Origin of the sequence: Marinomonas sp. THO17 (assembly GCF_040436405.1) — a bacterium.
GTDB lineage: Bacteria > Pseudomonadota > Gammaproteobacteria > Pseudomonadales > Marinomonadaceae > Marinomonas.
Genome location: NZ_AP031575.1, coordinates 1,177,486 through 1,192,280, shown reverse-complemented (window position 1 = coordinate 1,192,280; position 14,795 = coordinate 1,177,486). Strand labels below are relative to the sequence as shown.

Sequence of the window (14,795 nt, the reverse complement as noted above, 5' to 3'; positions counted from 1 at the left end):
ACCTGTATTTATTGAATAACAAAATCATTGTCGAGTTCTGAACTGATTAACTCGCCCAATAAAGAGTTTGGATACGCATCCGTAATAATGACATCGGCAAACTTACCAATTAATTGTGGATCAGATGCGCGGAAATTGACAATACGATTATTTTCCGTACGACCTTGAAGTTGGCCTGGATCACGTGGCGAGTAGCCGCTGATCAAAATACGTTGTACTTCTCCCACCATGGCCAAGCTAATGTCATAGGCTTGCTGACTGATACGACGCTGTAAAATAGCTAAACGCTCTTTCTTCACCTCTTCTGGAGTATCGTCTGCTAAGTCAGACGCTGGCGTACCAGGGCGCTGACTGTAAACAAAGCTGAAGGAGTGGTCGAAGCCAATTTCTTGGATCAAATTCATAGTGTCGACAAAATCTTCATCCGTTTCACCCGGGAAGCCAATAATGAAGTCTGATGACAGACTGATACCAGGACGAGCGGCTTTAATACGGTTAATCTTATCAATATAGTATTGGCGATCGTGGCCGCGTTTCATGGCGCTCAGCACTTTATCGGCACCACTTTGCACTGGCAAGTGTAAGTGACTGACCAATTTAGGCTCGGTACGGAAGGCTTCAATTAGGCTGTCGGTAAACTCCACTGGGTGAGAAGTGGTGAAACGAATACGTTCAATACCGTCAATGCGTGCGACCGCGTGAATGACATCGGCCAGATCCGCTTCGTCACCTTCTGCGGTTTCACCACGGTAAGCGTTGACGTTTTGACCTAATAAATGTATCTCTCGCACCCCTTGTTCAGCCAGTTGGGCGGCTTCTAGTAAGATGCCGTCAAATGGACGGCTGACTTCTTCACCACGAGTGTAAGGCACCACACAGAAAGTACAGTATTTACTGCATCCTTCCATTATGGAAACAAAAGCTTCTGCCCCTTCAACACGCGGTGCAGGCAAGTGGTCAAACTTTTCAATCTCGGGAAAGGTGACATCAGTAATGGGAATGTGTGTGGCCGCGGCATTCACCATTTCAGGCAACTTGTGCAAGGTTTGCGGGCCGAAAATCATGTCCACGTGTTTTGCGCGTTTACGAATGTTGTCGCCTTCCTGACTCGCCACACAACCGCCCACACCAATTACTAGATCCGGATTCTTTTGCTTTAGTTTTTTCCAACGCCCCAGTTGATGAAAGACTTTATCTTGGGCCTTTTCACGGATAGAGCAGGTATTTAATAACAGCACATCCGCTTCTTCTGCGTTTTCGGTAAGCTCCATTTCATGGCTTTCGCCTAACAAGTCAGCCATACGTGAAGAGTCGTATTCGTTCATCTGACAGCCATGAGTTTGGATAAAGAGTTTTTTTGCCATGTAACCTATAAACCTAAAAAGAGTTCGTCATTTCGACTTTGCGGCTATTATATTGGGCTTTGCTTCTGAATCCCAGACTTGTGAGACATTCCGGTTATTTTTAATGCAAATATCACCCTCATTGCACGTTTTGGTGGCGCTTTATCGGGATTCACCTCACAATATGGAATGATATGGCGTTAGTGTAGCGGGAGGCGAAGAGTTGAAGTGGTTGCTAGGATGTATTTTGCTGCTTTGTGTGTCAGTGGATCTGTATGCAGAAGAGGAAAAGCCCAATTTTGTCGTAGGCTTAGGCTATGGGCTATTGGATAGCAAGTCTTTACTGAACCTAGATATGAAAATCAATATGCCAGTCAACGACTATTTAACCGCTCAGGTTTTATTGAATAGCAACTATTTGATTATTGGTTCTAACAGTGGCAGCTTTGCGCAATCTGAGTTTTTTTCCAATTGGTATCTTGGCAATGAGCATGGGCGCTTAGGATTGGGATTGGGGTACAGTGAGCTGGAACCCATGGACAAAGATTTGCCAGTTGATCGTGAAGTGATAGGTCAAGTTAGTGGAGATCTTTTTATTGGCAAGGTTTCCCTCATTGCTAATATCCAATCTAACAACGCTACTTTGAGTAGCACCACCAGCTCGCGTTTTGGCATGGGTTATTATTTTGATGACAATTTGAGAGTGTCTTTTTATCGTGAAAAATTTAATGACTTGCCCAAAGTTTGGCGTTTGGAGTCATTCTATCAGCCCCCTAAATATCATGATCTTGCCAGTATCGGGGTGATTTTAAGGACAAATGAAGAGTACGATTATTTGGGGGTCATGTTGCAATATTTCTTTGATTACAAGGTGAGCTTAAAAACGCGTGAGCGTCGTTATTATTAGTCACTTTATGGAATTATTCTACTAGCTAATCCTTCTAATACTTGGTCATGCTAGGGTTGAAAAGGACGGAATAACGGCAGGTCGCGAGGGCTTGGCGCATTGGTAAGATCAAGGTCATCAACACTCCAAATGGTCCATTTGGCCTCAATAAATTGCTTGGATAACGCAGGCTCTTCAAAAAGCTGTACTTCAACACGGCGATTTTTCGCGCGACTTATGAGCGAATCCTCTAGACCAATTGGGCGGTCTGCTCCGTAACCTTTGACTTTTATTTGGGCTTCATTCAGTGACGTAATCGACTGCAAATAATGCGCAACCTGTTGCGCACGTTTTTCCGAGAGCAATTGGTTTAAGCTTGGTCGGCCACTTTTGTCTGTATGACCTGTGATGAGAATGAAGGCAGATTGAGCTGTGCTTATTTTCTGTGGCAGTTCAGCCAAGGCATTTTTTTGCTCTGTATTGAGTCGAAATTGATTCAGTGCAAAGGGGATTTGCCATTGGTTTTTTGGGGCGTTAACGGGAAGCAAAATGGTGCCATTGACGCGTCGATTCTGGAAGCGGTTTTGCTCATTGTTATTTTCGAATAAAGGGCGACTTGCACCATAGGCTAAACGCAGAATACGGCGATCCTTAATACCGTATTGACGGACTAAATGCTCGGCGATGGCGTTGGCTCTTTGATAGGAAAGACCTTGATTAAACCAATTTGGCCCTTGGTTATCCGTATGGCCTTCTAAACAAATGATACTTTGCGGGTTTTGCTGTAGAAACTGGCCAATTTGTGTGATTTGCTGATGCTGTTCTGGCTGCAGCTTGGCATCGGCACTGGCGAAGTGAATCTGAAAGTGGATCTGATAATATTCCGTGCGTGTGTTTGGACAGCCAGTGTTGTCTATGGCGCTGCCAGCAGGCGTATCCGGACAAAGGTCACGGGCATTAATGACGCCATCTTTGTCACTGTCTTGCAGCTGTTGCTTAAGCGTTGAGGGATATAAGGCTTGCGCGCACAGTTTTGTGGTGGATAAAGCGGTTAACAGACACAAGAGTAGGCACAGCAATAATCCTCGCCTTGAGGGCAAGTTTTTGTTGAGCTCGGGTAACGCTTTCCATGCTGATGATGGCATGGAAGTTAATCTAAACGCTCGCTTAAGCGTTTGTCTAGATTCGAAATAATAGCAGTGACAACAAAGGTAACGAACAAGGTGACACTTCCTCAATGATAAGTCATGCTGTGGTGTTCAGCCTTAACGCTTAATACGTCTTTATAATGTGCTCCCAATGAGCCTTGTTGATCGGCATAATAGACAAACGACTGCCTTTTTTTACCAAAGGTAATTCGGCTAAAAGGGCATCGGCTTTTAATTCGGCCAGCGTCACCAAGCGCGGCCATTTCTCAACAAAAGCAAGGTCTACCATAAACCATCTCGGGTTTTGTGGAGTGGACTTTGCGTCATAATAAGGGCTATTAGGGTCCCAACTTGTGTGGTCAGGATAAGCTTCCTTGACGACTTTTGCTACCCCGACTATCCCCGCAGGTTTGCAACTGGAATGATAGAAGAAAACCAAGTCGCCCACTTGCATGTCTTTCATAAAATTTCTTGCCTGATAATTACGCACCCCATCCCAAGGTGACACCTGCATGTCCGCAAGATCATCAATAGAAAAGGCATCTGGTTCAGACTTCATTAACCAGTAATTTGGCATAATAAACTCGCTCTGTTTGCACAATGAAACATTCTGTTTGTTTCCCATTAGCCAGATTCTAACTACACTAAAAGTCTGACGCTATTAAGAAAACCCAACTGTTATTAAAAATAGCCAAAGCCATGATAGGCCTCAATGTTTTGCGGTGAAATATTTCGGAAGATAAGAATGAGCCATTTTGCTTGTAAAGAGTTTTCAGCGCTGGAAAAAGAGCTTAAAGATGATTTGTTGGAATGCTATGTAGAAGCACAGCAAGAGATTGAAGAGATCATCAACAGCATCGAAAGTGAAGGATTTTCCTTTGATAAATTGGATCAGTTGTTTCGCTCCTTGCACAGTATGAAGGGCAACTGCTCGGTGTGCTTTCTTGATCCACTGGTGGATGTGCTGCATAAACTAGAAGAAATTGTCGATGGTATGCGCGGCGGTTACATCAAATATCATTCCCATTTAGGGGATTTGATTAATATCGTCATCGAAAAAGTCTATTCCCTTCTTAAAGAGATTTATCAATCCCATGTAGCAGAAAGTGAATTGCGTGACACCTTACAACAAGGCTTAGATACCATCTATGCGCATGAAGAGGACTCAGAACGTCCTCATCTTGCCGTGCAACTTTTAAAGCAGTGTTCAGATCAAGTGGTAGAAGAAGAGGATGATGCCGACAGTGACGCTGCCGCTCTTATTATTAAGGTGGAATTCAGTGAACAACAGCAAGCTGATATTGATTTGTTTGCTGGGTTCAGTCACAAGTTAAATCGTCTGTTGGGCTATTCTGCTGAGCGCAGTGAGCGCATCCTAAAACTGTGTCAGCTTATTAATGTGGAAACCAACACCCCGGTGGACTCTTGTCAACTGAGTGCGGCGGCTTATATGCATAATATGGGCATGGCGTTGATTCTTAACTGCCAAGACGATGAAGAAGCCAAGCAGGCAGCACAAAGGAATCACCCTATGGTAGGGGCCAAATTGTTGGCCAAACATGATGGTTGGGAAGAAGCCGTTAGCATGGTGCAGTCTCACAAAGAACGCTTTGACGGGACTGGCTTTCCGGAGGGCTTAGTTGGCCCTTTGATTCCACAAGGCGCTTTTATCTTATCTATGGCGGTCATGTTTATTGACAGCGTATGGGGTAAATCGGGCAGTGAATACAATAAAAGTGCCATGCGTGCGGTGCAATTGGTGAATTTCGAAAGCGGCAAAGGCTTCCCGCCGCACTTGATTGAATCCTTTAACTCTGCCATTCGTAAAGTCTTGGTTGCCAAACGCAAATAATGCACTGGAAACAGTAAGCCAAGCAAAGAGAACCTGCGTATTCAGTGAATCCCTGATAATATCATGGCTGGTTTGCCCATTGATTTATTATTAAACGAATTGCCTTCTGAACAGATTAGAGCTTTATGAAATCTGCTTTATTGCCTTTGGTGTTTCACCCTCATTACAGTATCCCTTTTCCTGCAGGGCACAGATTTCCCATGCACAAATTTCGTTTGCTGGCAGAGACATTACGACAGCAGGGCATACTAACAGAGGATAATTTGCATACACCAGAACCTCTGTCTTTGTCCGTTTTGATGGCGGCTCATGATAAGGCTTATGTGCAGCGTTTTATCCGTGGTGATTTGACCAAGCAAGAAGAAAAAGAGATTGGTTTACCTTGGTCTGAATGGTTAGTCGAACGAACCTTGAGAGCGGTTTCAGGCACTATTTTGACCAGTGAATTGGCCTTACAGCAGGGACTGGCTTGTCATCTTGCTGGTGGCACGCACCATGCTCATCCAGCCCACGGGGCAGGATTTTGCATTTTTAATGATTTGGCGGTGGCCGCCTTGAATCTAATCAATACTGGCAAAGCTAAAAAGATACTTATTTTGGATTGTGATGTGCACCAAGGGGATGGCACAGTTGCGTTTTTTGCCGATCACCAACAAGTGGTGCCCGTTTCTTGGCATTGCGAAGAAAACTATCCTAATCAAAAACAAACCGCAGGCATTAATATCGCCATTCCAAAAGGGGCGGATGATCAAACCTATTTAGACATCATGAAACGCACCTTACCCAGTATTTTAACCCAGCATCAAGCGGATTTCGTGTTTTACGATGCGGGTGCAGATGTGCATCAAGATGATCGCTTGGGGCACGTTAACCTCAGCGATCAGGGCGTCTTGGCGAGGGACAAATACGTCATCGAAAGCTGTTTAGACATGGGCATTGCGACGGCTTGTGTGATAGGTGGAGGCTACGATAGACAGGAAGACAAGGTGGCGTGGCGACACAGTTTATTGCACCAAGCGGCGCAACAGGTCTGGCAATCACACCCCAAAGTGGGTCAGATACCTAAAGCAATAAACTGGTCTAGGGAAGGTGTGAATAAGCCTTCTGAACATCAGTCTTATCAGAGAAACGGTCTATCAAGGCAAGAGTGAGCAGGAATGTTAATACCTTTCAATCACTCTTAACACAGAGAGGCCGTTTCTCTGAAAGACCCGAAGGAGACCTACATGGATGTAGGGCATTAGGGCAGCGCAGGAGCTTGCTGCCGAGCGTGGTCTAAGCTCTCTTTATTCTTTGTTAAGCTTCTTGCCAATATGCTTATATTGGACGGCGAAACTTGTCTCGAATAAAAGAGAGTTATCCACACGCTGACCCCTACATGGATGTAGGGGGTTAGAGCAACGCAGGAGCACGTTGCCGTAGTCAGTGGACTTGTTCGTACCTTCCCTAGCTTTAAAGGGGTGTATTCTATGTTGGCAAGTGGCTCTTTATTTATCCTGACGAGTCATTAAAACTGGTTGCTTGACCCCATAAGGACGACATAATGCAAGTGCGTGAATTTTCACAATTAACGGGTGTTTCCCCCCATACACTCAGATACTATGAAAAAATGGGTTTACTGAAGAATGTCCACCGTAATGTCAGCGGCCACCGAGATTACACTGAGAAAGATCTGGCATGGATGGGCTTTATTCAGCGCTTAAAAGCCACAGGTATGTCATTGGAAAATATCCTCCGTTACGCAGAATATCGGGAACAGGGAGATGACTCTCTCGTGGCGAGAATGCAGTTATTGGAAGCGCATAAGACCGAGTTAGAAGCTTACATACAATCTCAACAGTCGCACTTAGAGGCGTTGCAAGAGAAAATTAACTTCTATAAACAACAAATACAGGATTGACTTAGAGTGAACTCTAAGCTGTAAGCTGATGCACTTTATCTACTCAGGAGCATCAAGATGCAAAGTACGCGCTACGAAATTGGTCTGGAACAGCTGGCAAAAATTGATGGCGAAGCGGGCGAAAAGGTGATCGAAAGCCTGCAAGACATTTGTCCTGACCTAGCCCAATATACCATTGAATACCCATTTGGTGACATTTATGCTCGACCGGGTTTGGATTTGCAATCCCGCGAAATTGCTACTGTGGCGGCACTGACGGCATTGGGACATTGTCAGCCACAGCTTAAAGTCCATCTTAATGCTGCACTTAATGTAGGTTGCAGTGAGACGCAAATTAAAGAAGTGATATTGCAAATGTCAGTGTATGCTGGATTTCCAGCGGCCTTAAATGGCATGTTTGCCTTTCAAGATGTCCTACAAGAACGCAGTGAAATAGGTTGACTTAACGACGCTAACTAACGCAGTATAAAGACATGAATACGAATCCATCACATCAGGTCGCTCGAATTATCATCATTCCATAGGAATGGTGGGATTTGATGTGTGCAAAATTGTTAAAACCCACCCTTGAGGTGGGTTTTTTTATGTGCATTTAAAACTCCCTCAAGGTCATTTTCATAGAAAAAATTGAGGAGAAACCATGAAAAAAGTCGCGGTATTTGGCAAGCCTGGTAGTGGCAAATCCACCTTAAGTAAAGCCTTGGCTGCGCAAACCGGCTTGCCTTTACACCCATTGGATAGCTTGGTTTATCAAGCTAATGGCGACTTGGTGCCACGCGAAGTCTTTGATCAAGCGCACGCCGCACTCTTGTCGACGAATACTTGGATCATCGACGGTTTTGGTCCGATCAGCGCTTTTTATCAGCGGCTAGAGATTGCAGACACCCTGATCTATGTGGATCTTGCCTATGCAACCAGCTATTGGTTTGTGATCAAACGCTTGCTCAAAGGTGTGTTTGTTACACCAGAAGGTTGGCCTGAGGGCAGTTCTATCCTTAAGGGCAGTTGGCAAAGTTATAAAACCTTACGCCTTTGTCCGTTATTTTGGAATCAAGATTTTAGTCTCAAATTAGAGGCTTATTCTGCTGAGAAGCAAGTCTATGTCATCAAATCGGTTGCTGAATTGAATCAGTTCGCGACACGGAATTTTCAATAATGGATAAGGCAGTGGGCAGTATGAAAAATTTGAATTTAGTCGAAATAACAGCCTTTGTTCCAGCTAAGGATTTTGAAGGGGCGATTTTTTTACCCAAAAAATGAGGTTTGAAATGGTGTCTTATTTTCATGCTGGCCTATTTTACATTGGGTAGTTGTGCCTTTATGTTGCAAGATGTTTATCAGCCTCAACACAGCAGTAATTTTATGATGCACTTGCTGGCATAAGACGCCGAAAGCTGATATCAGCATATTCAAGTTTTGAATCTTGATAAAGACCCAAAGGAGATCTACATGGAGGTAGGGCATTAGGGCGGGAGCACGTTGCCCTAGTCAGTGGACTGGTACCTTCCCTGGTGTTCAGTTTTGTTAGGCTATGGCAACAAATGGCGCCTTATGAATCCATTGGTCATTGTCAATTTGATCGAGCATAAATTTGGCGAGATCGGGTAGGGTAATCTTACCGCCTGGCATTTTTTGATCGTCGGCCACCACCTTTCCTGTGGCTGGCTTTTTCAGAATTAAATTGGCGCGGACACTTACCCAGTCAATGTCTGTTTGTTTTAATAATATTCGCATTTCCGCTTTCTTCGCATCCTTCATGTGCTTTAAAAAAATACCGACAATGGTGCTTAAAAAACGACGCTTAAAACCAACATATTCATTAGGTAAAATGGTGCCTGTACCGTTAATGCTGACTAATTTTTTGATGCCAACGCGCTTCATGGCGTTCACTAAAATCCCTGTAATTTTGATGAAGGCTTCATATTGATCCGAGCCTTTCACACCGCCAGCTGCATTAACAACGGCACTGCAACCAGCCAGTGTTTCCTCTACTTTCTCTTTGTCTTCTAAACTGCCTTGTATGACTTTTATTTTGTCACTTGAGATAGCTAATTTTGCAGGGTTTCTCACTAGGACTTTTACATCATAGCCTTCTTCGATAGCTTGTTGTAATACTGCTCGGCCAACAAAACCTGTAGCACCCAAAATGGCAATTTTCATACTTTACTCCAAACTGAATAATTTTTTTTATCGTTCAAAGCATGATCATAATATCATTTGCTTACTTAAAGTAAGTACTATCATAAAGGTAAGTTTGAAAAATTTTGTTAATACCAACACGATTCACAAAGCCAGTTCACACATGAGGTTATCGTTTAGAATGGCTTTTGCGTCTGAATCACCATTCGCTGCTGCTAGGAGCAACAGGCCTCTGGCGAAGTTGTACATATTGTGTTGTCGAATACTATTTCCTAAAGAAAAATCGTACTCTTCAGCTGTGACCGTATCAGGTGCTAATGGCGAAAAATAGCGAATAAACTTTATTCTGGTCAGTATTTCGTCATTTTCTCTTAGAACATATCGTGTCGCTTTTGTCGCCTTACCAGATACCCATTTTCTTTCTGAAGCGTTAAAGGTAAATGCAAGCACATTCTCATGATACCAAGACACATGATAAGCAAGACTGCCGCCTAAAGAATGTCCTACTAAATAAACCCTTGCCTGCTTATACTCATCACGGGATTTAAGCTGATTGTATAATGTCTTTGCGATTTGATATTGGGCTGGCATCCGGCCAGAGTGTTCCGTAGCCAGCTTTAAATTAGCATCCCAATCACCTTTTCCATCTGTACCACGAAACACAATGGCAATTTTCTCAACTTGATCTTGCTGTCTGTATTCCCAGATGTCGGCTTGAAACTCTATTTCTTGATGGCTTCCTTCTTTACCACGATAGTGCTTAACATAGTGCCAATCTTTAATCGTAAAAAAAGCATTATCGTGATAACTATTGCTAGCCATTAAAGCGAATTTATAAGCGGCTACGGCGGCTTTATTGTGGTTTTTATTATCTGGCACCTGATTACTGTAAGCATCTGCATAATGTTCGTAGTTGCAACTGAGAAATCTCGGTCGATCACTGGGTTTATTGAAGTCCACTACCTCATGTGTGGATGGGGCATACTCATCAGGAAATAATACAACCTCTTGTTTTAATGGAGCACAGCCTACAAGCCCTATTAAGGATATAAAAATGAAGAATCGTTTCATAGATTTCTCCTTAAGAAGCAGAGTGATGGATAAGATTAAAAGCCGAAATCAGACAAAACGTCTCTTCACATTGAGTCGTGTGAACTCTGGCAGTATTAAAAAAAATAACGAAAAAGTGACGGTGATTATTATTGGAATCCATGATACGAACTCGGAAGAGCTCATCAATTCAGCTTAGAAGAGAGGGAAGAATATTGCCAATATGATGAGAGACATTATTTGCCACTAGGGAGGATTGATATGGAAAGACATTTTACTTTGATTTCGACTTATCAAAGTCACAAGGCATTCACACAGGTTTTGCTCAACAGTGGTTGAGAACTTGTATCACCACATGGCCAATTGCTTTCCCCACGGTTGCCATTGTCGCACCTTTGGTCAGAAAAATAGTGGCGAAAATAACTCAGTAGACAGAGCCCTAGGATGCAATAAATAACCAACACCGCAGGGCCAAACTGCGGTGTTCTTGTGAAAATCGTCCAGCCATAGCTGGTAACTTGTTTATTGCTGTTATTTGACCATTGCTGTTATTTGGCTATTGCTGTTATTTGGCCATGGCAAACTGGGATGCGCAAATACTGCAATTACGCCCTTTCGCTTTGGCATCGTAAAGCGCTTGATCCGCCTCTTTAATAAGGTCATCCGTGTTTATAACCTCATCTGTGTTTTCTTCTGTTGAGAGCACTTCAGTGATGCCTGCACTGATGGAAACCGGAATGGTTTTTCCATCGTACACTATCTTTAGGTTTTTGATGACGTTACGGATTCGTTCAGCCACATTAAAGGCTTGCTGTTCATTCGCGTGGGGTAATATGATGATAAATTCTTCGCCCCCATAGCGGCCCACACAGTCTCCTTGGCGAAGGCAAGCGCGAATGGCTTTTGCGCATTGCTTGATCACTTCATCCCCCGCGGGGTGTCCATAGGTATCATTGATTAATTTAAACTTATCTAAATCCATTAAAATAATGCTGAGTTTGCCGCCAAACTGATTCAAACGGTATATTTCCTTATCAAAAAAAGACAATGCCTGAGAGCGATTATCTATCTGCGTTAAACTGTCTTTTGTTGCCATCCTCTGTAACTTTTTATGGGCTACTTTTAGGGCAGACAGTGGCAGTCTCATAAATCGATAGGCGATGAAAAAAATAATCAATAGATTGGTCAGCACAATCAAAGTGCCAGTAAGGATGGCCGTGTTCATGTCATCGCGAAAGCGAGTCACATCTTGGTAGATTTCGAAGGCACCAGCGATCTGTCCTGCTTGATTAAAAACGGGTGTGTAAGTCGCCACCACGTCAATATCAAAATGTTGTTCAAAGCGTAAATCCATTTCGCTGTTTTTAGTGTACATCTTAGAAACATCTTCCCCTAGTAGCGCTTTTTCAAGGGAATCATTGCCAATATTTGTGGTGCCGATAATGCTTTTATCCGTACTGTAGGCAATGGTTCTATCCGGTGTGAAGACCTTCACCTTGATCATATGAAAAGGCGCTAATGTCTGGCGAAAGGCTGTGTCTAATTTGTCCTCTGCCATGTTACTAATATCAATATTGGCATTCTCACTGGCGAGTACCAATTCATAATGATTGTTGGTAAAAGATTGGCTGATGCTAATGGCTTCCGCTTCGGCTCGATCAAGAATGTAGGCTTTTGAAACCCAGTAAATGGTGAGGGCGGAAAAAATCAGAATAGCACTGCCCAAGATGCACAATAGAATAAACATGCTGCGAATGAGCTGGCTGGGGGTGTATATTTCATCCCATTTTTGAGTCAACAAAGGGGGGAGATGGGGTATCTTATGATGGGGCCAAAACATAAATCCTCCATAACCATGTCTGTGTTATATCGAAAAGACGCACAAAAAATGCGGTTAAGGTCTGGTAACGTCTTTTGCAGGTATCTTACTGTAGTTAGGCAATTACCTTGACCGATACCTTGTTATTTTTATTAGGCCATAGTCATTGAGTGTAGTTGATAATTCTTATTTGGCTAGTGAGAGAAAATGCAAGGGTGCCAATGTTTGAAACGATGAGATGAAGTGAAGGAGTTGGCAGGTTTTAGGGCCGCAGATAGCCCATAAGCTTTCTTTACCAGCTAGTTTTTTACCAGTTAACTGCTTCTCCGGATTCTACAACAAAACCCGAATCAATTAGGCTTGTCATGATGAAAACCTGTTCAATGGGCAAGCTAAAGTGTTCTGATAGGGCTTTTGATAAGCCCGTTTGTAAAAGAGAAATAGTGTTTTTTGACCATAGGGAAGGTAAATACAGATTCACGATCACCTCATAGTCATGACCAAATTGTTGATCGTAATGACTGATGGTAACGGTCATCTGTTCTGATGATTGCCCGGATGCATTCGCCCACAAATCGATCAAATTTGTGTTGCCAGGTTGACACTTAGAAGAGACCAAACAATTTGCTATAGGCATATCATCACCCTGTTTTCATAAACTTATATTTAAGATAAAAGACGGCAAAGCAAAATGGTATTTAATTTTACTTTGCCCCTAATAATCTAATGAATCCTGTGCAAGAGTGTTGGTCTTCTTAAACATGTTGATCTATAAGTATTTGATTACCATCAGGGTCAATGACCGAAAAACTGGCAGGTCCTTGCTCTCCTGTGATGGCGTCTTGAATGATCTCTATTCCTTCAGACTGAAGCTTTTTATGAAGCGCTCGAACGTCATCGAATGATGAAACCGACTTGGCATTTTGATCCCAACCAGGATTAAAGGTCAGTATATTATTTTCAAACATACCCTGAAATAACCCAATATTTGTGTCTCCATTCTTCATGATCAAAAATCCATGGGATGGATCACCTGCAAAAACCTCAAAGCCTAATTTTTCATAAAAATCTTTCGATTTGTCTAAATCATTAACGGCTAAACTGACTGAGAAACATCCAAGCTGCATAATTTTCTCCGATTACAGAGTGTTGTGACTAGTGGTCAGAAACCTCTATATGTTGGACCAGATCGATTCGAAAACCTGCTGGGTCTTGAAGCATAAAATGCACTTGTCCCCAGGTTTCTTCTTTGAGTGCCATCGCAATCGTCAAACTCATTTTTTGAGCTTGCGCATAGGCGTGAGCGGCATCCTTAACTTCTAACGATATCACATAGCCATCGGCCGACATTAATGGTCGAAGAAAGTCAGGCTGACTGGCAAGCTCTGGCATCAAGAAACCGAGCTGAACACCAGAATTGGCCGATACCAAATGCAAGTAAAAATCAGGGTCGTAAAATACGGCATGAAAGCCAAACACAGATTCATAGAATGCTTTCACCGCTTCCAAATTTGCTGTCACCATCACAGGAAACATGGCGTCAATGTTAATCATCTTATTAGCTCCTATTATTCATTGCTGGAATCGCATTATTTTTCATTCATAAGAGTCGTGATTGTACAAAACGGACATATTTCTGAATTGTGTCGGCGTGACACCAGACAGGCGTTTAAATTCGCGTGCAAAGTGAGGCTGGTCGTAGTAATGATCCAAATAAGCTTTATTCTGTGGCCATGCCTTCATGGTTTTGAGGGTGTTTTGAAACCTTATTACTTGGTAAAAATCTTTCGGAGATAAGCCAACATGCTGTTTGGCCAAGCGTCTAAGCTGACGAGCAGACACACCGAATTCAGAGCTTTGGCCATCTGACAAATCAAGATGAGAGCCGATATTTTCATAACAGAAGCGAATAAAATTCCCTAGGCGCGGATCTATCTCTGGCAGCTTGATGACCGAGAGCAACAAAGCCGACAAATTACGACAGCGCTTATCAAAATGTTCTGCCCTATGAATGGTGTCAAATACAGAATAAAGGACCTCCCTAGGTAATACATCTTCTGCCTTTATCATACCCAGCTCACCCCATTCCCCTAAAGGTACAGAAATTAAGCTTTTATGACCTAGAACTCGAAAACGTATAGCAAAAAACGACCCTGGGCCATCAATGTGAAACACAGTCGATGACAGAAATGGCGGAATAAGAAAATTATCTTCGAAGCAATCCAGATTGATAATCCAATCAACACAATTGTCCGGCACACTGTGGTAGTGAAACAGGCCTTTGGGCACCGTGAGCTGCCAATAGGATTGCACCCAAGGGGTCATGGCAACGGATGGTTGCTGGGTTTTAAAAATGCGACCATCAGCGACTTTTCCTTGAAGCGGATTATAATCTAAAAATATTTTAGAACTGATGTCCAACATATAAGCCTTCCCGACGACTCGTTCTCATCCAATCTCTCTTCTGTTGGCAAGCCAATTTTTATTAGCAAAATCAATACCTAACAAGAAGCGCTTGGCCGCCATTTATTGCTATTTAAAGTGCACTGATTGCCTTTGTCCTTTCCTATCACCCTTTCCAATCACTCAGACCTTAATGATTCCTATATTGGATTCAATCTAGAACAGTGTTTTGTACTTCGCCAGTCGGAAATCATT

17 protein-coding genes are annotated in these 14,795 nt (G+C 43.0%); 7 read left to right on the top strand and 10 right to left on the bottom strand.

Features of this window, described 5'->3' with window-relative positions:
• Window positions 1–8: 8 nt before the first annotated feature.
• Complete coding sequence (miaB, locus tag ABXS85_RS05610; protein WP_353669056.1) at window positions 9–1,364, bottom strand: tRNA (N6-isopentenyl adenosine(37)-C2)-methylthiotransferase MiaB; 1,356 nt, start codon at window positions 1,362–1,364, stop codon at window positions 9–11.
• Window positions 1,365–1,566: 202 nt separating this feature from the next.
• On the opposite strand from miaB, the gene ABXS85_RS05605 reads away from it, so the two are divergent.
• Window positions 1,567–2,250: a hypothetical protein gene (locus ABXS85_RS05605; RefSeq protein WP_353669055.1), complete on the top strand. Its 684-nt coding sequence runs from the start codon at window positions 1,567–1,569 to the stop codon at window positions 2,248–2,250.
• A 50-nt stretch (window positions 2,251–2,300) separates the two neighbouring features.
• On the opposite strand, the gene ABXS85_RS05600 is transcribed toward ABXS85_RS05605, so the two are convergent.
• Window positions 2,301–3,374 carry an OmpA family protein gene (locus ABXS85_RS05600; RefSeq protein WP_353669054.1) on the bottom strand — a complete coding sequence of 358 codons (1,074 nt, stop codon included), beginning with the start codon at window positions 3,372–3,374 and terminating at the stop codon, window positions 2,301–2,303.
• A gap of 127 nt (window positions 3,375–3,501) precedes the next feature.
• Entirely contained in the window at window positions 3,502–3,954 is a 453-nt protein-coding gene (locus ABXS85_RS05595) for an EVE domain-containing protein (RefSeq protein ID WP_353669053.1), read from the bottom strand.
• A gap of 168 nt (window positions 3,955–4,122) precedes the next feature.
• Here ABXS85_RS05595 and ABXS85_RS05590 point away from each other — a divergent pair, with 168 nt between their 5' ends.
• The 5 genes from ABXS85_RS05590 to ABXS85_RS05570 all read left to right on the top strand — a co-directional run bounded on the left by ABXS85_RS05590 (window position 4,123) and on the right by ABXS85_RS05570 (window position 8,285).
• Window positions 4,123–5,229, top strand: coding sequence for an HD domain-containing phosphohydrolase (locus ABXS85_RS05590; RefSeq protein WP_353669052.1), 1,107 nt, complete (start codon window positions 4,123–4,125; stop codon window positions 5,227–5,229).
• A 125-nt stretch (window positions 5,230–5,354) separates the two neighbouring features.
• Window positions 5,355–6,380 carry a histone deacetylase gene (locus ABXS85_RS05585; protein WP_353669051.1) on the top strand — a complete coding sequence of 342 codons (1,026 nt, stop codon included), beginning with the start codon at window positions 5,355–5,357 and terminating at the stop codon, window positions 6,378–6,380.
• 392 nt (window positions 6,381–6,772) lie between these two features.
• Window positions 6,773–7,129: a MerR family transcriptional regulator gene (locus ABXS85_RS05580; RefSeq protein ID WP_353669050.1), complete on the top strand. Its 357-nt coding sequence runs from the start codon at window positions 6,773–6,775 to the stop codon at window positions 7,127–7,129.
• A gap of 57 nt (window positions 7,130–7,186) precedes the next feature.
• Window positions 7,187–7,570, top strand: coding sequence for a carboxymuconolactone decarboxylase family protein (locus ABXS85_RS05575; RefSeq protein ID WP_353669049.1), 384 nt, complete (start codon window positions 7,187–7,189; stop codon window positions 7,568–7,570).
• A gap of 199 nt (window positions 7,571–7,769) precedes the next feature.
• Window positions 7,770–8,285, top strand: coding sequence for an adenylate kinase (locus ABXS85_RS05570; RefSeq protein ID WP_353669048.1), 516 nt, complete (start codon window positions 7,770–7,772; stop codon window positions 8,283–8,285).
• Window positions 8,286–8,653: 368 nt separating this feature from the next.
• Here ABXS85_RS05570 and ABXS85_RS05565 read toward each other — a convergent pair whose 3' ends face one another.
• Window positions 8,654–9,289 carry an NAD(P)H-binding protein gene (locus tag ABXS85_RS05565; protein ID WP_353669047.1) on the bottom strand — a complete coding sequence of 212 codons (636 nt, stop codon included), beginning with the start codon at window positions 9,287–9,289 and terminating at the stop codon, window positions 8,654–8,656.
• A 123-nt stretch (window positions 9,290–9,412) separates the two neighbouring features.
• Window positions 9,413–10,339, bottom strand: a complete 927-nt coding sequence (locus ABXS85_RS05560; protein ID WP_353669046.1) for an Mbeg1-like protein — start codon at window positions 10,337–10,339, stop codon at window positions 9,413–9,415.
• 314 nt (window positions 10,340–10,653) lie between these two features.
• On the opposite strand from ABXS85_RS05560, the gene ABXS85_RS05555 reads away from it, so the two are divergent.
• On the top strand, window positions 10,654–10,749 hold the full coding sequence (locus tag ABXS85_RS05555) for a DUF2798 domain-containing protein (protein WP_353669045.1): 96 nt from the start codon (window positions 10,654–10,656) through the stop codon (window positions 10,747–10,749).
• Window positions 10,750–10,883: 134 nt separating this feature from the next.
• Here the strand turns inward: ABXS85_RS05555 and ABXS85_RS05550 are convergent, their stop codons facing one another.
• The 5 genes from ABXS85_RS05550 to ABXS85_RS05530 form a co-directional block, all read right to left on the bottom strand.
• Window positions 10,884–12,158, bottom strand: a complete 1,275-nt coding sequence (locus ABXS85_RS05550) for a GGDEF domain-containing protein (protein ID WP_353669044.1) — start codon at window positions 12,156–12,158, stop codon at window positions 10,884–10,886.
• A 286-nt stretch (window positions 12,159–12,444) separates the two neighbouring features.
• Window positions 12,445–12,774: a hypothetical protein gene (locus tag ABXS85_RS05545; protein ID WP_353669043.1), complete on the bottom strand. Its 330-nt coding sequence runs from the start codon at window positions 12,772–12,774 to the stop codon at window positions 12,445–12,447.
• 118 nt (window positions 12,775–12,892) lie between these two features.
• Window positions 12,893–13,264 carry a VOC family protein gene (locus ABXS85_RS05540; RefSeq protein WP_353669042.1) on the bottom strand — a complete coding sequence of 124 codons (372 nt, stop codon included), beginning with the start codon at window positions 13,262–13,264 and terminating at the stop codon, window positions 12,893–12,895.
• A 28-nt stretch (window positions 13,265–13,292) separates the two neighbouring features.
• Window positions 13,293–13,691, bottom strand: coding sequence for a VOC family protein (locus tag ABXS85_RS05535; RefSeq protein WP_353669041.1), 399 nt, complete (start codon window positions 13,689–13,691; stop codon window positions 13,293–13,295).
• Between the two features lie 42 nt (window positions 13,692–13,733).
• Window positions 13,734–14,561 (bottom strand): helix-turn-helix domain-containing protein, encoded by an 828-nt coding sequence (locus ABXS85_RS05530; RefSeq protein WP_353669040.1) that lies wholly within the window; start codon window positions 14,559–14,561, stop codon window positions 13,734–13,736.
• Between the last annotated feature and the right edge of the window lie 234 nt (window positions 14,562–14,795).